Origin of the sequence: Nocardioides ginsengisoli (assembly GCF_039537225.1) — a bacterium.
GTDB classification, from domain to species: domain Bacteria; phylum Actinomycetota; class Actinomycetes; order Propionibacteriales; family Nocardioidaceae; genus Nocardioides; species Nocardioides ginsengisoli.
The window spans coordinates 214,038-235,596 of the sequence record NZ_BAABAC010000006.1; the positions used below are offsets into that span (position 1 = coordinate 214,038).

Sequence of the window (21,559 nt, forward strand, 5' to 3'; positions counted from 1 at the left end):
ACGCCTTCCGGGTGTCACCACCCACCACCCCCGGACCCAGGAGGCCCGTCATGTCGTTCATCCAGATCCAGGACATCCACCTCGACCGCGCCGACCGCATGGCCGAGATCGACGAGCTGGCCGCCCAGTGGCGTGCCGACACCGCCGGACGGCGGACCCTGCTCCGCGAGCACGCCTACGTCGACCGCACCGACCCCACCCACGTCGTGGTCGTCGCCGAGTTCGACTCCTATGCGTCGGCGATGGTCAACTCCGCGCTGCCCGAGACCGACGCCTTCGCCGCCCGGCTCCGGGGCCTGCTCGCCGGGCCGCCGTCCTTCGTGGACCTCGAGCCGCTGAGCGGCCACGACGAGCGGGTCGCGCTCGCCGACGTCTTCCGGGCCGACATCGAGCGCTCGGAGGCCACCGCGTCGGCCTACACCGACGACGTCGCCTTCGTCGGCATGTTCCCGCAGGCGCTCGTCCACGCCACCGGGCCCGCCGAGCTGACCGGCATCCTCGCGAGCGACGGCCCCGGGCACACGATCGAGACCTGGGACGTCCAGCCCACACCGGCCGGGTTCGCGGCCGAGTACCGCTGGCGCACGACGGGCGAGACGTCATACCTCTCGGTGGGGACGGTGCTCGCTACCGTCACCGGCGGCCGGATCAGCCGGCTGGTCTGCACCTGCGCCGGCTCCTGGGACGCCGAGGCGGAGGCGCGGATCACGGGCACGGCGGTGGGAGTGTCGGCATGAGCGCCGAGGAGCTGCTCGAGCGGCTCTTCGGGCAGACGCTCGGGTCGCTGGAGATGGCGACGGTCTGGCTCGGCCGCCGACTGGGGCTGTACGACGCGCTGCCCGGCACGTCCGCGGAGGTCTCCGCGCGCTCGGGCGTGATCGAGCGCTACGTGCGGGAGTGGCTCGAGCAGCAGACCATCGCCGGACTCGTCTCCGTCGCCGACCCGGCCGCCGCGCCGGAGCAGCGCTCCTACCACCTGTCCGACGACCAGCAGGCGGTGCTCGGCGACCCCGCCGGCCCGCTGTACGGCGGCGCGCTCGCGCTGCTGGCCGGCGGCTGCGGGACGTCGCTGCCGCAGGTGCTGGAGGCCTGGCGCACCGGCAGTGGCATGTCGTTCGGCGCCTACGGCGACGACGTGCGTGAGGGGCAGGGCCTGTTCAACAAGGCCGACTTCACCCAGCGGCTGGTCGACGACTGGCTGCCGTCGCTGCCCGACGTCGACGCGCTGCTCCGCCGCGACGGCGCCCGGGCGCTCGACCTCGGCTGCGGAGTGGGCTGGTCGACGATCTCGCTCGCGCAGGGCTACGACGGCCTGCTCGCGCAGGGCATCGACCTCGACGAGGCCTCGGTCATGGACGCCCGGGCCCATGCGCTCGAGGCGGGCGTGGGCGACCGCGCCCGGTTCGAGGTGGTGGCCTCGGACGGCGACCACGGCGTCGCGTCGTACGACGTGGCGTTCTTCTTCGAGAGCCTGCACGACATGGCCCACCCCGTTGCGGCCCTGCAGGCGGTACGACGCGCGCTGCGGCCCGACGGCCGGGTCCTGGTGATGGACGAGCGCGCCGAGGAGGAGTTCGCACCCGACGGCTCGCCGATCGAGCGGCTGCTCGGCGCGGCCAGCGTGCTGCACTGCCTGCCGGTCGGGATGGCCGAGCCGGACTCCGCGGGCACCGGCGCGCTCTTCCGGCCGTCGGTGCTGCGCAAGTACGCGGCCGAGGCGGGCTTCGCCGACGTGCGGATCGCGCCGATCGAGCACGACCTGATGCGGTTCTACGTGCTCGTGCCGTGACGGAGCGCGCGCCCTGACCGGAGCGGGGCACGGGGTCGGTAGGTTGGCCCCGTGCCCCGCTTCGCGTCCGTGCTGCTCGTCGACCCGCGCGGCTGGCTGCTCCTGCAGGAGCGCGACGAGCACCCGGTGATCTCGCCCGACTGCTGGAGCCTGGTCGGCGGCCACGTCGACGAGGGCGAGGATCCCGACGACGCGGCCTACCGCGAGCTCGCCGAGGAGACGGGTCTGCGGCTCGCGCCACCGGCCCTGCGCCTGTGGCGCGAGTACCCGGTGGTGCACCCCGCCTACGGCACCGACGACCTGATTCGGGTGTATGCGGCCGCGACGACGGCCACCGACGCCGACATCGTGCTCGGCGAAGGGCGCCAGATCGTGTTCGTCGAGCCCGCGACCCTTCCCGCGCTCCGGATCGGGGATGCTGCCCGTCGGATCCTGCCCGAGTTCCTCGCCTCCGACCGCTATCAGGAGCTGATCCGATGAGTTTCACCGTCATCCCCGTCCCCGGCCCCGGCGCCGAGGACGTCGTCGTCGCGACCCACGGCCCCGACCAGGGCTGCGTCTTCACCGGCACCGAGGACGGCGCGATCTTCCGGATCAGCCCCGACGGCGGCCGTGTCGAGCGCGTGGCCCACACCGGCGGCCGTCCGCTCGGCATCGAGTTCGCCCCCGACGGTCGGCTCCTCGTCTGCGACGCGCTCAAGGGCCTGCTCTGGGTCGACCCCGCCGCCGGCGCGGTCGAGCCGATCACCGACCAGGTCGGCGGCACCGCGATGAGGTTCTGCAACAACGCGGCCATCGCGTCCGACGGCACCATCTGGTGGTCGGACTCCTCGACCAAGTACGGCATCACGCAGTGGAAGGACGACTTCGTCCAGCACACCCGCACCGGCCGGCTGCTGCGCCGTGACCCCGACGGCACCGTCACCACCGTGCTCGACGGCCTCGCCTTCGCCAACGGCGTCGCCCTGTCGGCCGCCGAGGACTACGTCTGCGTCGCCGAGACCGGCGCCCGCACCGTCGCCCGGCACTGGCTCACCGGCCCCAACAAGGGCATGCGCGACCGGCTCTGCTCCGACCTCCCCGGCTATCCCGACAACATCGCGCGCGGCTCCGACGGGCTGATCTGGATCAGCATCGCCAGCCCCACCGACCCGCTCGTCGAGCGGCTGCACACCAGCCCGCTGCGGCTGCGCAAGCTGGTCACGAAGATCCCCGAGGCGCTGCAGCCCAAGCCCAAGCAGACCGTCCGCGCCGTCGCCTACGACGACAAGGGCCGCCGGGTGCACGACATCGACGTCACGCCGGGCGAGCACGGCACGTCGTACCACATGGTGACGGGCGTGCGGGAGCACGAGGGGCGACTCTGGGTGGGCAGCCTGCACGAGCCGGCCATCGCCTGCCTCGACCTTTCCGCGATCCCGCGAGCGACGGTGTAGCGAGGCGGATATTGCCGGTTTCGGCAAGATCCGGGGTGGGAGCAGCAATTCCTCCGCTGGCGGGTAGGCCAGGGCGGCCCAACCTGTTGGGATGGGGGTATGGCTTCCAACGCGGCTCCCGACACCAGCACCGCCACGGTGCTGGCGGAGCTGCGCGCGGAAGTCGCGGGCCGCGAGGCCTCGGTGATCCGGGAGTGGACCCGCATCGCCACCTGGGCTGAAGCCAACGTGGTCGACGGTGTCGAGGGCGCAGCGACGATCCGGGAGGGCTTCGTCGACACGGGTCTGCCGATCGCGGGCGACGGGGCGCCGCTGGTGTCGGAGTTCGCGCTGATGGAGCTGGTGGCCGTGCTGGGCCGCTCGCCCGACGGCGGCCGCGCCTACGTCGGCCAGGTCCTCGGCTGTGCGTGGCGCCTGCCGAACGTCTGGGCCGCGGTCATGGCCGGACGGCTCGCGCCGTGGCGGGCGGCGAAGATCGCCGACCAGACCCACGCCCTGTCTGCCGAGGCCGCCGCGTTCGTCGACCGGCAACTGTTCAACGCCTCCGGCGTCGGCTGGGCCCAGCTCGAGCGGATGATCGCCGAGGCCGTGCTGCGCTTCGACCCCGAGCGCGCCGAGGCGGAGCGCGCGGCTGCCGCCGACCAGCGCTACGTCGACATCGACGAGCCGACCACCAACGGCCTGGCCTCCGTGTCCGGCCTGCTGGACGCGGCCGACGCCCGCGACCGGGACGAGGCGGTGGCCCGCCGCGCGAGCCTGCTGGGGGCGCTGGGCGACGCGACGTCGCTGGATGTGCGCCGGTCCAAGGCCGTCGGCGAACTGGCGCGCGCCGACCTCATGGTCGACCTCGACGGCAGCCCCGGCCGCAAGGCCTCGATCAACGTCCACATCACGCCGGCGACGCTCGCCGGGGAGAACCCGGTCGCCCGGTGGAACGACCGCCCGGTGAGTGCGGAGCAGGTCCGTGAGTGGCTCGGCGGAGTCGGCACCGTGGTCGTGCGGCCCGTGATCGACCTGGCCGAGCACATCCCGGTCACGTCCTACGAGATCCCCGACCGCCACCGCACCCAGGTGGAGCTGCGCGACCACGCCTGCCGATTCCCGCATTGCGGCCGCAAGGCCCGCAGATGTGACCTCGACCACGCCCGACCCCACGGCCGAGGCGGACCCACCTGCCCCTGCAACCTCGTCCCGCTATGCCGACGCCACCACCGCGCCAAGACGCACTCCGAGTGGCGCTATGAGGTGACGATGCCCGGCACCTATCAGTGGACGAGTCTGAATGGCTTCGGGTGGCAGGTCGACCACCGCGGCACCCACCCACTCCGAACATGAGCCGATAAGACGAGCAACGACCTACCCACCGCTGGACAGGGGTGTACCGGCACCAGCCGGAGACCAGCAGGCGACCTCAGCCAACCAGCTCGACCACCGCGGCGCGCCACCACGCCATCAGTAAAAAGGTCCCCGCACTCAGCAAACCGGAAGCGGACGCCCAGACACCGCGGCACCACCGCAGGAATGTGGCCAAGCCGCCGCGACCCCCTCGCAACGACACTGATTTGAGAAGCACGCCCTAGACTCGAACCCATGTCTGTCCTCGAGAAGATCACCGGTCCCCGCGACCTGCGAACCCTCAACGAGGAGGAGCTGACCCAGCTCGCGGCCGAGATCCGCGACCTGATGATCCGCACCGTGGCCACCAACACCGGCCACCTCGGCCCCAACCTCGGCGTCGTCGAGCTCACCCTCGCCGTCCACCGGGTGTTCGACTCGCCGCGCGACAAGATCGTCTTCGACACCGGCCACCAGTCCTACGTCCACAAGCTCGTCACCGGCCGGGCCGCGCAGTTCGGCACGCTGCGGCGCGAGGGCGGCCTCAGCGGCTACCCCAGCCACGCCGAGTCCGAGCACGACCTGGTCGAGAACTCCCACGCCTCCACGGCGCTCAGCTATGCCGACGGGCTGGCCAAGGCCTACGCGATCCGCGGCGAGGACCGTCACGTCGTGGCCGTCATCGGCGACGGCGCGCTCACCGGCGGCATGGCCTGGGAGGCGCTCAACAACATCGCGATCCAGCACGACTCGCGCCTGGTGATCGTGGTCAACGACAACGGCCGCTCCTACACGCCGACCATCGGCGGCCTCGCGACGGCGCTGACCAGCCTGCGCACCAACCCGCGCTACGAGCACGTCCTCGACGTGGTCAAGCGCCGCCTCAACGCGGTGCCCGGCGTCGGCGCCGCGGCCTACGACGCGCTGCACGCGATGAAGAAGGGCCTCAAGGACGCGCTCGCGCCCCAGGGTCTCTTCGAGGACCTCGGCCTCAAGTACGTCGGCCCCGTCGACGGCCACGACCGCGGTGCGATGGAGCAGGCGCTCACCCAGGCCAAGCGCTTCGGCGGCCCGGTGATCGTCCACGCGATCACCCGCAAGGGCTTCGGCTACGACCCGGCCGAGCGGCACGAGGCCGACCAGTTCCACTCGCCCGGACCGTTCGACGTCCAGACCGGCGCCGAGAAGCCCAAGGGCCCGATCTGGACCGACCACTTCGCCGAGCACATCGTCAGCATCGGCGAGCGCCGGCCCGACGTGGTCGCCATCACCGCCGCGATGATGCACCCGGTGGGCCTCGACAAGTTCCAGGCGCGCTTCCCCGAGCGGACCTTCGACGTCGGCATCGCCGAGCAGCACGCCGCCACCTCGGCCGCGGGCCTCGCGATGGGCGGCCTGCACCCGGTGTTCGCGGTCTACGCGACCTTCCTCAACCGTGCCTTCGATCAGGTGCTGATGGACGTCGCCCTCCACAAGTGCGGCGTCACCTTCGTCCTCGACCGCTCCGGCGTGACCGGCGACGACGGCGCCAGCCACAACGGCATGTGGGACATGTCGCTGCTCCAGGTCGTCCCCGGCCTGCGCCTCGCGGCGCCGCGTGACGCGACCCGGATGCGCGAGCTGCTCGACGAGGCCGTCGAGGTCGCCGACGCGCCCACCGTCGTCCGTTTCCCGAAGGGCCCGCCGCCCGCCGACATCGCGGCGGTCGGCAAGGCCGGCGGCTGCGACGTCCTGGTCCGCGAGGGCGAGCGCGACGTGCTCGTCGTCTCCGTGGGCGCGATGGCGCCGACGGCGGTCGACGTCGCCCAGCGCCTGATCGCCCAGGGCATCGGCGTCACCGTCGTCGACCCGCGCTGGGTCAAGCCGGTCGACCCCGCCCTGATCGACCTCGCGCGCACCCACCGCCGCGTCGTCGCCATCGAGGACAACGGCATCGTCGGCGGCGTCGGCGCCGTCCTGCTCCAGACCCTGGCCGACGCGGGCGTCCGCACGCCCGTGCGGCTCCACGGCATCCCGCAGGAGTTCCTCGACCACGCCAAGCGCGACGCGATCATGGAGCGGATCGGCCTGTCGGCGTCCGCGATCGCGCTCGAGACCCTCCACGACATCAGCGCAGAGCCCGCACCGGAGGGGCGGGCACTCCTCGATGTCGACGGCTCGCGTTAGCGCGAGGCGCGCGCGGGCTGCACTCGTCGGGGCGCTCACGGCGGCCCTTCTCCCTCTGGCCGCCTGCTCCGACGACCCGCCGCCACCCACCTACTCCGGCAACGGGTACGACGACGTCGCGACCCTCATGCAGCGCGCACTCAGCCTGCGCGCCGCCGGCCTGCGCCGGCACGACGTCGCGCGCTTCCGCCGCAGCCTCGACCGCTCGGACGCGTCGCTGGTCCGCGACCAACAGGTCTACTTCGACAACATCGCGCAGCTGCCCGTCGGCGTGCTGCGGATCAAGGTCGACCCCGAGACCATCCGCCCGGTCGCGGGCAGCGACGACTACTGGGCCGAGGTCACCGTCGCGCTGCGCCTCGACGGCTACGACGCCGTGCCCGTCCGCACGCGTGACCGCTTCCGGTTCACGCCGTCGGTCGACAGGCAGCGGCTCGTCGTCGCCTCGACGACCGACGCCGAGTGGGAGACCGGCCACCCCGGCAACACGCAGCCGTGGGACGTCGGCCGGATCGAGGTCCGCCAGCGTCCCGGCATCCTCGGCATCTTCGACGACAGCACCGGTCGCTACGCCGACCGGGTGGTCTCCGCCGCGAGCACCGGGCGCTACGAGGTGCGCAGCGTCGTCGGCAGCGCCGCGTCGGTCGACGAGGGCGTGGTCGTCTACTCGCTGCGCGACCCCGCCTTCCTGCGCGGTCTGGCCGGCCAGACCGTCGGCGACCCCGATCGCGCGGACGGGCTGACGATCGCCGTCCCCGCCGACGTGCGCGAGCCGAGCCGCGGCGACGCGTCGTACCGGGTCTTCCTCAACCCGCGTATCCTCGACCAGCCGTCGTCCGTGCTCGGCCGGCTGGTGCGCCACGAGCTGACGCACGCCACGCTGGGCAGCCGGGCCCGCGGCATCCCGCTGTGGCTCAACGAGGGCATCGCCGAGTACGTCTCGGTGCGGCCGATGGCGCCCGACCGCCGCCAGCTGCCCGCCACCGCGCTCTCCGTCGCGGCGTCCGCGCGCGACCTGCCCGGTGAGGCGCAGTTCGCCGGCCCCGACGCCGAGGCGTGGTATGCCCTGTCGTGGTGGGTCTGCGAGTACGTCGCGAGCGTCTACGGTGAGCAGATGCTGTTCCTGCTGATGGACCGGCTGCGCGACGAGGCCGACCAGGATGCGGTGATCCCCGACGTCCTCGGCGTCACCACCGCGCAGCTCGCGCAGCGCGGCGTCGCCCTGATGACCACCACCTACGGCGGCTAGACACAGCGGCTAGAGACACTCGAGGAGTCCCATGAGTCCGACCAGCCTGTTCCGCGTCAAGTCGGTCGAGCAGTCGATCGCCGACACCGACGAGCCCGACCACCGGCTGCGCAAGGATCTGTCCGCGCTCGACCTCACGGTCTTCGGCGTCGGCGTGATCATCGGCGCCGGCATCTTCGTGCTGACCGGCACGGTCGCGGCGAGCAACGCCGGGCCGGCGCTGGCGCTGAGCTTCGTGATCGCCGCCGTCGCGTGCGGGTTGGCGGCGCTCTGCTATGCCGAGCTGGCCTCGACGGTTCCCGTGGCCGGCAGTGCCTACACGTTCAGCTACGCCACGCTCGGCGAGCTGGTCGCGTGGATCATCGGCTGGGACCTGGTCCTCGAGTTCACCGTCGGCGCCGCCGCGCTGTCGACGGGCTTCTCGGCGTACCTGCAGGAGGTGCTCGGCATCGTGCACGTCACGCTGCCGACCCAGATCAGCTCGGCCGCCGACGGCTTCATCGACCTGCCGGCCGTCGTGATCGCGCTGCTCGTCACGTTCATGCTGATCCGCGGCACCAAGTTCTCCAGCCGCTTCAACCAGGTCGTGGTCGCGCTCAAGCTGGTCGTCGTCGCGGCCGTCATCATCGTCGGCATCGCGCACATCGACGTCAGCAACTGGACGCCGTTCATCCCCGACGCCCAGCCCACGCCCGCGTCGAGCGGCGGCTTCGCCGACGTACCGCTCATCACCAGCCTGCTCGGCCTGCAGCCCGCGGTCTTCGGCCTCGCCGGCGTGATCTCCGGCGCCGCGATCGTCTTCTTCGCGTTCATCGGCTTCGACATCGTCGCCACCACGGCCGAGGAGACCAAGAACCCGCAGCGCGACGTCCCGATCGGCATCCTCGGCTCGCTCGCCATCGTCACCGTGCTCTACGCCGCGGTCAGCCTCGTCGTCACCGGCGTGCGCAGCTACCAGGACATCGACCCCAACAGCGCCGCGCCGCTCGCCGACGCCTTCAAGGCGTCCGGCGTCGACTGGATGCCGAACCTGATCTCGGTCGGCGCCTGCATCGGCCTGGTCGTGGTCGCGATGATCCTCATGCTCGGTCAGTCGCGGGTCGGCTTCGCGATGGCGCGCGACGGGCTGCTCCCGCGGGCGCTGGCCAAGGTGCACCCGACCTACGGGACGCCGTACCGGATCACGATCGCGACGGGCATCGCCGTCGCCGCGCTCGCCGGATTCGTCGACCTGTCCACGCTGGCCCACCTGGTCAACATCGGCACCCTGTTCGCGTTCATGCTGGTGAGCATCGGCGTGGTCGTGCTGCGCCGCACCCGCCCCGACCTGCCGCGCGGCTTCCGTACGCCGCTCGCGCCCGTCGTCGCGGCCGTGTCGACCCTCATGTGCTTCTACCTGATGCTCAACCTGACCGGCGACACGTGGATCCGGTTCGTGGTCTGGATGCTCATCGGGTTCGTCGTCTACTTCGCCTACGGACGGCGTCACAGCAGGCTCGCGCCGGCGCCCGAGTAGGAGGGAATAGGCTTTCCGCGTGACCTCATCGACCCGTCTCGTCCACATCGTCGACGAGGTGCCCGAGCTCGAGGGCGTCGAGTCGCTGCCGATGATCGTCGCGCTCGAGGGCTTCCTCGACGCGGGCAACGCCGGCGCGCTCGCCGCCCGGCACCTGGTGCGCGTCGGCGGTTCCTCGCCCGAGGGCGGGGGAGTCGTGGTGGCGACCTTCGACGTCGACCAGCTCCACGACTACCGGGCGCGCCGGCCCCCGATGACCTTCGCCCGCGACCACTACGAGGGCTACGAGGCGCCGCGGCTCGTCGTCCGGATGCTGCGCGACGCCGGCGGCTCGCCGTACCTGCTGCTGCACGGGCCCGAGCCCGACATCCGCTGGGAGGCCTTCTGCCGCGCGGTGCTCGAGGTGATCGACCGCTTCGACGTCACCCTCGTCGTCTCGATGGGCTCGGTGCCGATGGCGGTGCCGCACACCCGGCCGATCGCGATCACCCACCACGCCAACAACCCCGACCTGCTCACCGGCACCAGCCCGTGGCGCGGCGAGCTGCGGATCCCGAGCAGCGCCCAGGCGCTGCTCGAGGTGCGCCTCGGCGAGTGGGACCGCGACGCGCAGGGCTTCGTCGCCCACGTGCCGCACTACCTCGCGCAGCTCGACTACCCGCGCGCGTCCCTGGCGGTGCTCGAGCAGGTCGAGCTGGCCGCCCGGCTGACGATCGACCTCACCGAGCTCCGCGAGCTCGCCGAGGAGCGGGAGGACGAGATCAGCCGCTACCTGTCCGCCAACGACGAGGTCCAGGACGTCGTCACCGCGCTGGAGCAGCAGTACGACACCTTCGCCCGCGCCGAGGAGGAGGGCAGCAGCCTGCTCGCCGAGGACGAGCCCCTCCCGACGGGCGAGGAGATCGGCCGGCAGTTCGAGCAGTTCCTGGCCGGCCTCGAGGGCCCCGACGAGACCGGAGGAGCATCGTGACCGAGCGCGTGATGGGGGAGGCGACGCAGAAGCTGATCTCCCTGCTCGACCTCGAGCAGCTCGACACCGACCTGTTCCGCGGCCAGCAGCCGGAGACCATCCGGCAGCGCGTCTACGGCGGCCAGGTGGCCGCGCAGGCGCTGATCGCGGCGTCGCGGACGGTCGACGAGGGCATGCACGTGCACTCGCTGCACTCGTACTTCCTGCTGCCCGGCGACTACAACGTCCCGATCATCTACGACGTCGAGCGAATCCGCGACGGACGCTCCTTCTCGACCCGCCGGGTGCTCGCCCGCCAGCACGGCCGGCCGATCTACTACCAGTCGCTCAACTTCCAGCGTGCCGAGGAGGGCCTCGAGCACCAGGACGCGATGCCCGAGGTCAAGGCGCCCGAGGAGGGCCTCGACCTGATGGCCCTGATGGCCGAGCGCGGCACCGACGACGGGCTGAGCAAGGAGTGGGCGGCGCTCGACGTGCGCTGGCTCGGCAGCTCGGCCTACGGGCTCGAGCCGGTCGACCCCGCCCGGCCCTCGCAGGCCCTGGCGTGGATCCGCGTCGACGGCCGGCTCAGCGACGACCCGATCGAGCACCTGGCGACGTTCACCTACGCCAGCGACGTGACGCTCCTCGGTGCCGCGCTCGCCGCGCACCCGCGGCACACGCCCGACAAGGTGCAGATGGCGTCGCTCGACCACACCATCTGGTTCCACCGGCCGTTCCGGGCCGACGAGTGGTGGCTCTACGACCAGTGGTCGCCGTCGGCCAGCGGCGGGCGGGGGCTCGCGCTGGGGCGCGTGTACACCCAGGACGGCACGCTCGTCGCGACGGTCGCCCAGGAGGGGCTGATCCGGCCCCGCTCGTAGGCTCGCGTCCCGCTTGCCCCTTGTTTCCTGGGCGCGGCAGGAGTTTCGTGAGCCTATGGCCGACAAGCACGCAGACAAGCGAGGCGAACAGGGCCTCGCGGCGACCGGGCCCGATCGGATCCGCAATGTGGTTCTGGTCGGGCCCTCGCAATCGGGCAAGACCTCCCTCGTGGAGGCCCTCCTCGCGCACACCAAGGCGATCACCCGGGCCGGCAGCACGGTCGACGGCACCACGGTCTGCGACACCGAGGACGCCGAGCGGCGGCACGGCCGCTCGATCTCGCTGGCGGTCGCGCCCCTGGCGCACCGAGGGGTGAAGGTCAACCTGATCGACACCCCCGGCTACGCCGACTTCGTCGGTGACCTGCGCGCCGGGCTCCGGGCCGCCGACTGCGCGCTCTTCGTGGTCGCGGCCAACGAGGAGATCGACGACGGCACGCGCCAGGTCTGGCGGGAGTGCGCCCAGGTCGACATGCCGCGCGCGGTCGTCGTCACCAAGCTCGACCATCCCCGGGCGCACGTCGACGCAGTGGTCGCGCAGGCGCGCGCCGTCCTGGGCGGCAAGGTGCTGCCGGTCTACCTCATCGACTCAGCCGACGCCGGGGCGCCGTCCGGTCTGATCGGACTCATCACCGGCGAGACCGACGATCCGCGCCGCGGCGAGCTGATCGAGGCGGTCATCGAGGAGTCCGAGGACGAGGGCCTGATGGACCGCTACCTCGGCGGCGACGAGATCGACCTCCAGGTCCTCATCGGCGACCTGGAGACGGCCGTCGCGCGCGCCTCCTTCCACCCGGTGATCCCGGTCTGCGGCGCCACCGGCGTGGGGCTGCGCGAGCTGCTCGACCTGTGCGTCGACGGCTTCCCGTCGCCGCTGGAGCGGACCTCGCCCGAGGTGTTCACGCCCGCCGGCAAGTCGGTCGGCGTCCTCGCCTGCGACGTCGCGGGGCCGCTGGTCGCCGAGGTGGTCAAGACCGCCGGCGACCCGTACGTCGGCCGGATCAGCCTGGTCCGCGTCTTCTCCGGCACCCTCGACCCCGACACCGCCGTCCACGTGTCCGGTCACTTCTCGTCCTTCTTCGCCGCCGACGCCGGCCACGAGGACCACGACGAGGACGAGCGGATCGGCGCGCTCGGCCACCCCTTCGGCGCCACCCAGGTGCCGACCGGCCGGGTGCTCGCCGGCGACCTCGGTACCGTCGCTCGGCTCTCGCGCGCCGAGACCGGCGACACCCTCTCCGCCGTCGACCACCCGCTGGTGCTCAAGCCGTGGTCGATGCCCGACCCGCTGCTGCCGGTGGCGATCGAGGCGGCGACCCGCTCCGACGAGGACAAGCTCTCCCAGGCGCTGGCCCGGCTCGCCGCCGAGGACCCGAGCCTGCGCGTCGAGCACAACGCCGAGACCGGCCAGCTGGTGCTGTGGGTGATGGGGGAGTCGCACGCCGACGTCGTCCTGGAGCGGCTGGCGGAGCGCCACGGCGTCACCGTCGAGCAGCGCGAGCTGCTGGTGCCGCTGCGCGAGCGGATCTCCGGCGCGGGCAAGGGGCACGGCCGCCACGTCAAGCAGTCGGGCGGCCACGGGCAGTACGCGATCTGCGACATCGAGGTCGAGCCCCTGCCCGAGGGCAGCGGCTTCGAGTTCGTCGACAAGGTGGTCGGCGGCTCGGTGCCGCGCAACTACATCCCCAGCGTCGAGAAGGGGGTGCGCGCCCAGATGGAGCGCGGCCTGCGCAACGGCTACCCGGTCGTCGACCTGCGGGTCACCCTCACCGACGGCAAGGCTCACAGCGTCGACTCCTCCGACATGGCCTTCCAGAGCGCCGGCGCCCTCGCGCTGCGGGAGGCGGCGGAAGCCGCGGGCGTCTCGATGCTGGAGCCGTACGACGACGTCGGCGTCCTCATCCCCGACGACCTGGTCGGCACGGTGATGAGCGACCTGTCCGCGCGGCGGGCCCGGCTGCTCGGCAACGAGAACGTCGCCGACGGCCGGACCCTCATCCGCGCGCACGTGCCGCAGCGCGAGCTGATCCGGTACGCCGTCGACCTGCGCGCGGCAACGCGAGGCGCGGGCACCTTCACCCGCGCCTTCGCGCACTACGAGCCGATGCCGGAGGACCAGGCCAGGCAGGTGTCGCCCCGGCACCACTGACCGTCGTCTCACCCCGCATATCGGTCGTCCTTCGCCCGAAAACGGAGCAGGTATGCCGGGTGAGACGGAGGATCAGCGCGCGGTGGTGCGCCCCAGCAGGTGCGGCGCGCCGGACTTGGGGTTGACCAGCGTGAAGTCCCAGCCGTCGCCGTTGGGGGCGGCGCCGAACTGCGCCTTGCCCGGCAGGAAGATCGGCTTCTTGAACGCGACCTCGACCTTTACCGCGTCGGGCAGTCGGTTCTCCAGGGCCGCGATGCAGCGGGCCTTGCTCCACATGCCGTGGGCGATGTGGCGCGGGAAGCCCAGCGCCTTCGCGGTCAGCGGGTAGAGGTGGATCGGGTTGTGGTCGCCCGACACCGCGGCGTAGCGCCGGCCGAGGTCACTGCCGAGGCTCCACACCGGGCCCTTCGCCGCGACGGGGGCCAGCGACATGCCGGGGTCGCCGCCGTCCTTGTCTCCCTTGCCGATGCGCAGGTAGGTCGACACCGACTCCCACACGACCTCGTCGCCGACCGTCGCGGTGACGTTCATGTCCCAGGCGCGGCCCTTGGTGCTCGCCCGCAGGTTGTCGGCGCGCAGCGCCAGCGACACGGTCTCGCCGATCGCGACCGGACGGTGCTGGACGATGGTGTTCTCGAGGTGCACCGAGCCGATCGCCGGGAACGGGAAGCGTGCGTCGGTCATCAGCTGCAGGTGCAGCGGGAACGCCAGCATGTGCAGGTAGGGCAGCGGGGCGACGTCCTTGTGCGGGAAGCCGCAGACGTCGGCGTACCGCTCGACCTCGGCGCGCGCGACGACCAGGTCGTCACGGCGCAGGGTGACGTCGGGCAGCGCGCCGCCGGTCTTCTTGATGCCGGGCAGCTGGTTGACGCCGGGGACCGCGGGGAGCGCGGCCTTGAGCATGACGGGCAGCGCCATCTCAGGCTCCCAGCATCATCTGGCCGCAGACCCGGACGACATTGCCGTTGACGGCGGACGACGCGGGGTTGGCGTACCAGGCGATGGTCTCGGCGACGTCGACCGGCAGGCCGCCCTGGGCCATCGCGTTGAGGCGCTGGCCGACCTCGCGGGTCGCGAACGGGACGGCGGCGGTCATCTGGGTGATGATGAAGCCGGGCGCGACGGCGTTGATCGTGATGCCGTTGTCGAGCTCGTCGGCGAGGCTGTCGACGAAGCCGATCACGCCGGCCTTGGACGCGGCGTAGTTGGTCTGGCCGACGTTGCCCGCGATGCCCGCGATCGACGCGACGCCGATGATCGAGCCGCCGTCGTTGATGACCTTCTGGTCGAGCAGCTCGCGGGTGATCAGCTCGGGGGCGGTGAGATTGACCGCGATGACCGACGTCCAGCGGTCGCCCTTGTCGTTGGCCGCCATGTTGGCGAGCTTGCGGTCGCGCGTGATGCCGGCGTTGTGGACGACGACGTCGACGCCGCCGTGCTTCTCCTGCAGGTGGTGGGCGATGCGCTGCGGGGCGTCCTTGCCGGTGATGTCGAGGGTCAGCCAGTCGCCGTCGAGCTCGTTCATCAGCGTCTGCAGCTCGCTGGCCGCCTGCGGGACGTCGACGCCGACCACAGTGGCGCCGTCACGGTGCAGCACCCGGGCGATGGCCTCGCCGATGCCGCGGCTGGCGCCGGTGACAAGGGCGACCTTGCCGGCCAGCGGCTTGGTCCAGTCGTCGACGGACGTCGTGGTGGCCGGGCCGTGGGCGCCGACCCGGACCACCTGGCCCGAGACGTAGGCGGACTTGGGGGAGAGCAGGAAGGCGAGAGTGCTGGTGACCGCGGCCTCCTGGCCCTCGGCGACGTAGACCAGCTGGACCGTGCCGCCGCGGCCGATCTCCTTGCCGAGACTGCGGGTGAAGCCCTCGAGCGCGCGCTGCGCGACCCGCTCGCCGCCCTTGGTCAGCTCGGGCGGGGTGCCGATGACGACCACCCGGGCGCAGCTCTCGAGGCTGCGCAGCACCGGGGTGAAGAAGTCGCGGAGCGCGACCAGGTCGGCGGCGTCGCGCAGGCCGCTGGCGTCGAAGACGATGCCCTTGACCTTGGCGCCGTCCTCGAGCGCGGTGGTGGACGCGATGCCGAGCAGGTCGAGCAGGCCCGGGAGCGACTCGGCGAGGCGGCCGGTGCCGCCGACCAGGACGGTGCCGCTGACCAGCGGGTCGCCGTCGGTGTAGCGGTCGAGTGCGACCGGGTTGGGAAGGCCGAGGTTCTTGACGAGGATCTTGCCGATCGGGGAGCTCACGAAGCCCTGGTACTTGTCGCTCATGCTCAGTCGCATTCTGTGAGGAGGTGGTGCGGAAGGTTTGTCCACGGGCGTCGCCCGCTCGTAGCCTATGTAACTAGATGTGTAACTCTGAGTCCACATTTCGTGATCTGCCACTCAAACGGTTCTCCTGCAGGTCCCCGAGCGTGAGGATAGAAGCATGGCCAACACTGTTCGTCGGGCCGCCGTACTCGGCGGTAACCGGATCCCCTTCGCCCGCTCCAACGGCGCCTACGCCACCGCGTCCAACCAGGAGATGCTGACCGCCGCGCTCGACGGCCTGGTGGCTCGCTTCGGTCTGGAGGGTGAACGCATCGGCGAGGTCGCCGGTGGCGCGGTGCTCAAGCACAGCCGCGACTTCAACCTGGTCCGCGAGTCGGTGCTCGGCACCAAGCTCGCGCCCGAGACCGCCGCGGTCGACCTGCAGCAGGCCTGCGGCACCGGCCTGCAGGCGATCAACTACATCGCCAACAAGATCAAGCTCGGCCAGCTCGAATCCGGCATCGGCGGCGGCGTCGACACCACCTCCGACGCGCCGATCGCGATCTCCGAGAAGCTGCGCAAGAAGCTGCTCCAGCTCAACAACGCCCGCTCCACCAAGGACCGGCTCGCGATCCTCGCGACCATCCGCCCCGGCGACATCGGCCTCGCGATCCCGTCCAACGGCGAGCCGCGCACCCGCCTGTCGATGGGCGAGCACCAGGCGCTGACCGCGCTGGAGTGGCAGATCAGCCGCGAGGCGCAGGACGAGCTCGCCGTCACCTCGCACCACAACCTCGCGGCGTCCTACGACGAGGGGTGGCAGGACGACCTGATCACGCCCTTCCGCGGCCTCGAGCGCGACAACAACCTGCGCGCCGACTCCTCGCTGGAGAAGCTCGCCAAGCTCAAGCCGGTCTTCGGCAAGGGCGAGGCGGCGACCATGACCGCGGCCAACTCGACGCCGCTGACCGACGGCGCGTCCGCCGTCCTGCTGGGCTCGGAGGAGTGGGCCGAGGCGCACGGCCTCGAGGCGCTCGCCTGGTTCGTCGACTCCGAGGTCGCGGCGGTCGACTTCGTCAACGGCGCCGAGGGCCTGCTGATGGCGCCGGCGTACGCCGTTCCGCGGATGCTCGAGCGCAACGGCCTGACCCTGCAGGACTTCGACTTCTACGAGATCCACGAGGCCTTCGCCTCGCAGGTGCTCTCCACGCTGGCCGCCTGGGAGAGCCCGGTGTTCTGCAAGGAGCGCCTCGGCCTCGACGCGCCGCTCGGCTCGATCGACCGCGCCAAGCTCAACGTCAAGGGCTCCTCGCTCGCCGCGGGCCACCCGTTCTCCGCCACCGGTGGCCGGATCGTGGCCAACACGGCCAAGCTGCTCCAGGCCAACGGCGGCGGCCGCGCGCTGATCTCGGTCTGCGCGGCCGGTGGCCAGGGCGTGGTGGCGATCCTGGAGCGCTGACCCCTTTGTATGCGAACGGCCCGTCCCCTGGTGGGGGCGGGTCGTTCGTCGTGGTGCGGGCTCGGGGCCAGGCTCAAACTCAGGCGGTGACGAGCGCGACCGCGGAGCGGACCAGGTAGGACCGGACCTGCGCGGGCGAGATCTGCCCGACGGTCGGGATGCCGGGCGCGACCTCGCTGACCAGGATGCCGAGCCGGGCGAGCGAGAGCGCCCCCAGCCCGCTGGCGTAGAGCGCGTTGGCGAGCAGGTCGGGGTCGTCGGGCAGGTTGAAGGCGCCCTTGGCGACGCCGTCGGCCAGGGTCTGGGACAGCACCGCCAGGCAGGACGTGATCCCGCGCCCGAGCTTGAACAGCGGGCCCTCCGCGATCTCGAGCAGCAGCTCCTCGCCGGGCCGGACCATCAGTGCCTGCGCGCAGTCGACGAACGCCGGGTGCGCGACGCCGTAGTCGACGAAGGCGCCCACGATCGCCTCGAGCTGCTCCCTCGGCGCCTCGGCCCCGCCCGCCGCCGCGAGCATCGCCTCGCGCAGCTCCTCGAGGTAGCCGACCAGGGTGAGCGCGAACAGCTCCTCCTTGCCGGTGAAGTGCCGGTAGACGATCGCCCGGTTGATCCCGACCGCGGTCGCGATCTCCTCGATCTGGACGTCGCGCACACCCTTGGAGTCGAAGATCTGGCGGGTCGCGGCGATGATGTCCGCCTGCCGCGCCTTGCGGCGCGCGGCCGCCGCCTTGCGACGGCCGTCGGTGGCCGGTGCGTTGGTCGCCATGGGAGAAGTGTACGGGACGTGCAACTCGGTGTTGCAACATCTTCCGAAGGGGTGGGGTGGGTGAGCGTGACGCCCGCGTCACGCTGACCCACCCAACTCGGGACGGGCGGCCTCTGGCGGACCCTGGCGCGCGAGCGCTACCGTTCCCACGTTATTGGGGGGGTTACCAGTCATAGGAGGCTCCACCATGACCAGCAAGCAGAGGTGGGCGGCGCGCGCCGCCGTCGTGGGCATGTCCGCGTCCGTCCTGGTCGGCGTCGGCGCCGGCACCGCGCAGGCGGCCGGCAGCACCTGCACCCCGCCGGGCTCGCGCCCGAGCGGCCCGATCACGACCCTGCTCGCGCCGCTGCTCGGCTCGCCGGGCTCGCCGAAGACGCCGCTCGGCGACGCGGCGTTCGCGCTGACCGCCACGCTCGACGCGGTCGTCTGCCCGCTGCTTCCCTAAGGCAGTAGCTCGCGGACGGCGTCGATCGTGTCGGCCTCGTCGGCCGTCTTGTCGTCGCGATAGCGGACGACCCGCGCGAACCGCAGCGCCAGCCCGCCCGGATACCGGGTCGAGCGCTGCAGCCCGTCGAACGCGATCTCGACGACCTGCTCGGGACGGACGGTGACGACCCAGCCGTCGTCGGCGACCTCCAGGTCGCGGAAGCGGGTGGTCTGCCAGGCCAGCATCTCGTCGGACATCCCTTTGAAGGTCTTGCCGAGCATCACGAACCCCGAGGGCGACGACGGGTCGCGGGCGCCGAGGTGGATGTTCGAGAGCCAGCCGCGGCGGCGGCCGGAGCCGTGCTCGACGGCGAGGACGACGAGGTCGAGGGTGTGGACGGGCTTGACCTTCACCCAGGCGGCGCCGCGGCGCCCGGCGTCGTACGGCGCGTCGACCGACTTCACGACGACGCCCTCGTGCCCCGACGCCAGCACGGACGACGTGAACGCCTCCGCGAGCGCGACGTCGGTGCCGACCCAGCGCTGGACGCGGTGCTCGGGCGGGACGAGGTCCTCCAGCACCTGCCAGCGCTCGTGGGCGGGGTGGTCGATGAGGTCGGTGCCATCGACGTGCAGCACGTCGAAGAAGTACGGCGTGACCGCCGCGCCGCCCGCTGCCGTCACCTCGGTCGCGGTCCGGGACGCGGTCTCCTGGAACGGGCGCGGGCGGCCGTCGGCGGCGAGCGCGAGCGCCTCGCCGTCGAGGACCAGGTCGGTGGCGGGGAGGGCGCGGACGATGGAGACGACCTCGGGGAGGCGGTGGGTGATGTCGTCGAGGCTGCGGGTCGCGACGACGACGTCGTCGCCGGAGCGGTGGACCTGGATCCGGATGCCGTCGAGCTTCGCGTCGACCCCCACGCCGGCCGCGCCGCCCGAGGCGGCCTTGGCGATCGCCGCCGCGACGTCCGGCGCCGACGACGCGAGCATCGGCAGGATGGGCCGGCCGACGGTCAGCCCGACCTCGTCGAGGGCGGCCGGGCCCGAGAACGCCGCGTCGACCACGTACGTCGCGCCGCCGGCCAGCATCGCGGCCCGCCGTACGGCTGTGAGCGGCACGCCCGCGGCCAGCGCCAGCGCCTCGGTGACGACCGCCTCCAGCGCGCCCTGGCGCACCTCGCCGACGGCGACCGCGCGCAACCACTCCTGCTCGGCGGCGGTCGCCCGCCCGAAGAGCTCGGCCACCAACGCAGCCCGCCGCCCGGCGGAGCCCGCCCCCGACAGGACGGACATCGCCGCGAACGCGGCGTCGACCTCCGCCACCGACAGCGACGGCGCGTCGGCGGGGGAGGGAAGCGACTGCAGGCTGCGCCACCCGAGCCCGGTACGCCGCTGCCGCAGGCGCCCCGACAGGTAGTGCGCGACGAGCGCCCGCTCGGCGGGCTCGGCCGCGACCAGCAGCGCGCTGATCAGCGCGGTCTTCTCCTTGCGCGACCGGGTCGCCCCGACCGCGCGGGACACGTCGACCAGGTCGCGCAGCAGCATCGCTAGCGGGTGGCGTCGAGCGAGGCGGCGGTGACGGCGCCGTCGATGACGTGCTCGTAGACGTCGTCGAGGTCGAGCTCGGCGTTGGTGCCGGACAGGTCGCCGAAGTAGCCGGCGACCTCCAGTGACACGAAGCCGTGCAGGCAGGCGAAGAGGGCCATCGCGTTCTGGAGCAGCCGCTCGTCGGGGAGGCCGGCGGAGCGGCCCATGATGGCGAGTGCCTCGATCGCGTCGAGGGCGGCCGCGTAGAACTCCTCGCGGTCGATCGGCGGCCGGGTCAGCGCGGCGTACCGCTGCGGGTGCGCGCGGGCGAACGAGCGGAGGGCGTGGCTCAGGGCGCGCAGGCCGGCGACGCCGGCGTGGCCCATCGCGGCGGCGCGGACGTGGTCGCCCAGGAGCCGCATCGCGCGGACCTGGATCATCGCGCGCAGGTCCTCGAGGTTGGCGACGTGGTTGTAGAGCGACGACACGCGTGCCTCGAGCTCGGCGGCGAGCGAGGTCATGGTCAGCGCGTCGTAGCCGTCCCGGTCGACGAGCGTCTCGGCCGCCTGCAGCACCGCCTCCTGGTCGAGGCGGGCGCGACGGCGCGTCGTGTCGATGCTCAACTGCCCTCCGGGAGCGTGGAAGTGGGTGCGGGACGAAAGGTATTCGTCCCTGCATGACAAAGCCTAGTCCAACTCGGACCGTAGAGTGCTGCGGTGAGCTCACCGGACGGGACCCGCGTCTGGCGTCCGGGGCGTCCCGTCCCCGTCGTCGCCATCCTGCGCCAGCAGCGGCGCGGCGGCGGTGACCCGACCCACCGGTTCGACGTCGACGGGTGGCACTGGCGGGGGAGTCGGACGCCGGAGGGCCCCGCGACACTCGCCGTCCGCGCCCAGGACGCCGACGGCGACGTCCACGCCCGCGCCTGGGGTCCCGGCGCGCGGTGGGCGCTCGAGCAGCTGCCGGCGCTGCTCGGCGACGAGGACGACTGGACCGGCTTCGACCCGCAGCACCCGGTCCTCGTCGAGGCCCGCCGTCAGCACCCGCACCTGCGGCTGGGCCGCACCGGGCTGGTGTTCGAGTCGCTGGTGCCGTCGATCATCGAGCAGAAGGTCACCGGCCAGGAGGCCTTCGGCGGCTTCCGCGCCCTCGTCCGGCGCCACGGCACGCCGGCGCCCGGCCCCGGCGCCGCCTGCGGCCTGATGATCCAGCCCGACGGCGACACCTTGCGCGCGATCCCGTCGTGGGAGTGGCTGCGGCTCCACATCGACCCCGCCCGCAGCCGGGCCGTGGTCACCGCCGCCGCGCGCGCCGACGCGATCGAGCGGATGGCGTCCCTGTCCGGCGAGGAGGCCGAGCGCCGGCTGCGCAGCCTGCCGGGCATCGGGGTGTGGACCGCCGCCGAGGTCCGGCAGCGGGCGCTCGGCGACCCCGACGCCGTCTCGTACGGCGACTACCACGTCGCCAAAGACGTCGGCTGGGCGCTCACCGGCACTCCCTTCGACGACGCCGAGCTGGCCCGCTTCCTGGTGCCGTGGACGGGGCATCGCGGGCGGGTCCCCTTCCTCGTCGGAGCGGCCGGTCTGCACCGTCCGCGACGCGGCCCGCGGATGGCGCCACGTGAACACCTCTCCCCCCGTGACCAAATCGCGTGATATCTGTTACA

Annotated in this window: 19 protein-coding genes; 14 read left to right on the forward strand and 5 right to left on the reverse strand. The window is 72.4% G+C overall.

Translation table 11 applies throughout. From position 1 onward, the window contains the following. Window positions 1–50 precede the first annotated feature (50 nt). From AB4880_RS04575 to AB4880_RS04625, 11 genes are all read left to right on the forward strand, one after another. Window positions 51–737 carry an NIPSNAP family protein gene (locus tag AB4880_RS04575; RefSeq protein WP_367918019.1) on the forward strand — a complete coding sequence of 229 codons (687 nt, stop codon included), beginning with the start codon at window positions 51–53 and terminating at the stop codon, window positions 735–737. After that, on the forward strand, window positions 734–1,789 hold the full coding sequence (locus tag AB4880_RS04580) for a class I SAM-dependent methyltransferase (RefSeq protein WP_367918020.1): 1,056 nt from the start codon (window positions 734–736) through the stop codon (window positions 1,787–1,789). The genes AB4880_RS04575 and AB4880_RS04580 overlap by 4 nt, the downstream gene beginning before the upstream one ends. 51 nt (window positions 1,790–1,840) lie before the next feature. Continuing rightward, entirely contained in the window at window positions 1,841–2,269 is a 429-nt protein-coding gene (locus tag AB4880_RS04585; protein ID WP_367918021.1) for an NUDIX domain-containing protein, read from the forward strand. Then, complete coding sequence (locus AB4880_RS04590) at window positions 2,266–3,225, forward strand: SMP-30/gluconolactonase/LRE family protein (protein WP_367918022.1); 960 nt, start codon at window positions 2,266–2,268, stop codon at window positions 3,223–3,225. The genes AB4880_RS04585 and AB4880_RS04590 overlap by 4 nt, the downstream gene beginning before the upstream one ends. Window positions 3,226–3,324: 99 nt before the next feature. Continuing rightward, window positions 3,325–4,560 (forward strand): HNH endonuclease signature motif containing protein, encoded by a 1,236-nt coding sequence (locus tag AB4880_RS04595; RefSeq protein ID WP_367918023.1) that lies wholly within the window; start codon window positions 3,325–3,327, stop codon window positions 4,558–4,560. Between the two features lie 255 nt (window positions 4,561–4,815). Then, window positions 4,816–6,726: a 1-deoxy-D-xylulose-5-phosphate synthase gene (gene dxs / locus AB4880_RS04600; RefSeq protein WP_367918024.1), complete on the forward strand. Its 1,911-nt coding sequence runs from the start codon at window positions 4,816–4,818 to the stop codon at window positions 6,724–6,726. A 127-nt stretch (window positions 6,727–6,853) separates the two neighbouring features. Beyond that, window positions 6,854–7,975 carry a gluzincin family metallopeptidase gene (locus AB4880_RS04605; RefSeq protein WP_367918025.1) on the forward strand — a complete coding sequence of 374 codons (1,122 nt, stop codon included), beginning with the start codon at window positions 6,854–6,856 and terminating at the stop codon, window positions 7,973–7,975. Between the two features lie 31 nt (window positions 7,976–8,006). Beyond that, complete coding sequence (locus tag AB4880_RS04610) at window positions 8,007–9,491, forward strand: amino acid permease (protein ID WP_367918026.1); 1,485 nt, start codon at window positions 8,007–8,009, stop codon at window positions 9,489–9,491. 19 nt (window positions 9,492–9,510) lie between these two features. Next, entirely contained in the window at window positions 9,511–10,461 is a 951-nt protein-coding gene (locus tag AB4880_RS04615) for a PAC2 family protein (RefSeq protein WP_367918027.1), read from the forward strand. Further along, on the forward strand, window positions 10,458–11,324 hold the full coding sequence (locus tag AB4880_RS04620; protein ID WP_367918028.1) for an acyl-CoA thioesterase: 867 nt from the start codon (window positions 10,458–10,460) through the stop codon (window positions 11,322–11,324). Before AB4880_RS04615 ends, AB4880_RS04620 begins: the two co-directional genes overlap by 4 nt. Window positions 11,325–11,379: 55 nt before the next feature. Further along, window positions 11,380–13,473: an elongation factor G-like protein EF-G2 gene (locus tag AB4880_RS04625; RefSeq protein ID WP_367918029.1), complete on the forward strand. Its 2,094-nt coding sequence runs from the start codon at window positions 11,380–11,382 to the stop codon at window positions 13,471–13,473. 72 nt (window positions 13,474–13,545) lie between these two features. Here AB4880_RS04625 and AB4880_RS04630 read toward each other — a convergent pair whose 3' ends face one another. Together AB4880_RS04630 and AB4880_RS04635 are read right to left on the reverse strand one after the other, a co-directional pair. Next, entirely contained in the window at window positions 13,546–14,391 is an 846-nt protein-coding gene (locus tag AB4880_RS04630; protein ID WP_367918030.1) for a MaoC family dehydratase, read from the reverse strand. Between the two features lies 1 nt (window position 14,392). Next, on the reverse strand, window positions 14,393–15,739 hold the full coding sequence (locus tag AB4880_RS04635) for a 3-oxoacyl-ACP reductase (RefSeq protein ID WP_367918031.1): 1,347 nt from the start codon (window positions 15,737–15,739) through the stop codon (window positions 14,393–14,395). Between the two features lie 157 nt (window positions 15,740–15,896). Between AB4880_RS04635 and AB4880_RS04640 the strand changes: the two genes are divergently transcribed. Beyond that, window positions 15,897–17,177, forward strand: coding sequence for an acetyl-CoA C-acetyltransferase (locus AB4880_RS04640; protein ID WP_367918032.1), 1,281 nt, complete (start codon window positions 15,897–15,899; stop codon window positions 17,175–17,177). Window positions 17,178–17,256: 79 nt separating this feature from the next. Here AB4880_RS04640 and AB4880_RS04645 read toward each other — a convergent pair whose 3' ends face one another. Next, window positions 17,257–17,943 carry a TetR/AcrR family transcriptional regulator gene (locus AB4880_RS04645; protein ID WP_367918033.1) on the reverse strand — a complete coding sequence of 229 codons (687 nt, stop codon included), beginning with the start codon at window positions 17,941–17,943 and terminating at the stop codon, window positions 17,257–17,259. A 187-nt stretch (window positions 17,944–18,130) separates the two neighbouring features. On the opposite strand from AB4880_RS04645, the gene AB4880_RS04650 reads away from it, so the two are divergent. Next, the gene (locus AB4880_RS04650) at window positions 18,131–18,388 is read left to right on the forward strand and encodes a hypothetical protein (RefSeq protein ID WP_367918034.1); all 258 of its coding nucleotides are present in this window, start codon (window positions 18,131–18,133) and stop codon (window positions 18,386–18,388) included. Here AB4880_RS04650 and AB4880_RS04655 read toward each other — a convergent pair. After that, entirely contained in the window at window positions 18,385–19,911 is a 1,527-nt protein-coding gene (locus tag AB4880_RS04655; protein WP_367918035.1) for an ATP-dependent DNA ligase, read from the reverse strand. The genes AB4880_RS04650 and AB4880_RS04655 overlap by 4 nt on opposite strands. Window positions 19,912–19,913: 2 nt before the next feature. After that, the gene (locus tag AB4880_RS04660) at window positions 19,914–20,516 is read right to left on the reverse strand and encodes a TetR/AcrR family transcriptional regulator (protein ID WP_367918036.1); all 603 of its coding nucleotides are present in this window, start codon (window positions 20,514–20,516) and stop codon (window positions 19,914–19,916) included. Window positions 20,517–20,609: 93 nt separating this feature from the next. Here AB4880_RS04660 and AB4880_RS04665 point away from each other — a divergent pair, with 93 nt between their 5' ends. Then, a complete protein-coding gene (locus AB4880_RS04665) occupies window positions 20,610–21,548 on the forward strand; it encodes a DNA-3-methyladenine glycosylase family protein (RefSeq protein WP_367918037.1) in 939 nt (312 codons plus the stop codon). Window positions 21,549–21,559: the final 11 nt, after the last annotated feature.

Coding starts and splice junctions, on each gene's coding strand:
- AB4880_RS04575 (WP_367918019.1), top strand. CDS start 51: ATGTCGTTCATCCAGATCCAGGACATCCACCTCGACCGCGCCGACCGC.
- AB4880_RS04580 (WP_367918020.1), top strand. CDS start 734: ATGAGCGCCGAGGAGCTGCTCGAGCGGCTCTTCGGGCAGACGCTCGGG.
- AB4880_RS04590 (WP_367918022.1), top strand. CDS start 2,266: ATGAGTTTCACCGTCATCCCCGTCCCCGGCCCCGGCGCCGAGGACGTC.
- AB4880_RS04595 (WP_367918023.1), top strand. CDS start 3,325: ATGGCTTCCAACGCGGCTCCCGACACCAGCACCGCCACGGTGCTGGCG.
- dxs (WP_367918024.1), top strand. CDS start 4,816: ATGTCTGTCCTCGAGAAGATCACCGGTCCCCGCGACCTGCGAACCCTC.
- AB4880_RS04605 (WP_367918025.1), top strand. CDS start 6,854: ATGCAGCGCGCACTCAGCCTGCGCGCCGCCGGCCTGCGCCGGCACGAC.
- AB4880_RS04610 (WP_367918026.1), top strand. CDS start 8,007: ATGAGTCCGACCAGCCTGTTCCGCGTCAAGTCGGTCGAGCAGTCGATC.
- AB4880_RS04625 (WP_367918029.1), top strand. CDS start 11,380: ATGGCCGACAAGCACGCAGACAAGCGAGGCGAACAGGGCCTCGCGGCG.
- AB4880_RS04630 (WP_367918030.1), bottom strand. CDS start 14,391: ATGGCGCTGCCCGTCATGCTCAAGGCCGCGCTCCCCGCGGTCCCCGGC.
- AB4880_RS04635 (WP_367918031.1), bottom strand. CDS start 15,739: ATGAGCGACAAGTACCAGGGCTTCGTGAGCTCCCCGATCGGCAAGATC.
- AB4880_RS04640 (WP_367918032.1), top strand. CDS start 15,897: ATGGCCAACACTGTTCGTCGGGCCGCCGTACTCGGCGGTAACCGGATC.
- AB4880_RS04645 (WP_367918033.1), bottom strand. CDS start 17,943: ATGGCGACCAACGCACCGGCCACCGACGGCCGTCGCAAGGCGGCGGCC.
- AB4880_RS04650 (WP_367918034.1), top strand. CDS start 18,131: ATGACCAGCAAGCAGAGGTGGGCGGCGCGCGCCGCCGTCGTGGGCATG.
- AB4880_RS04655 (WP_367918035.1), bottom strand. CDS start 19,911: ATGCTGCTGCGCGACCTGGTCGACGTGTCCCGCGCGGTCGGGGCGACC.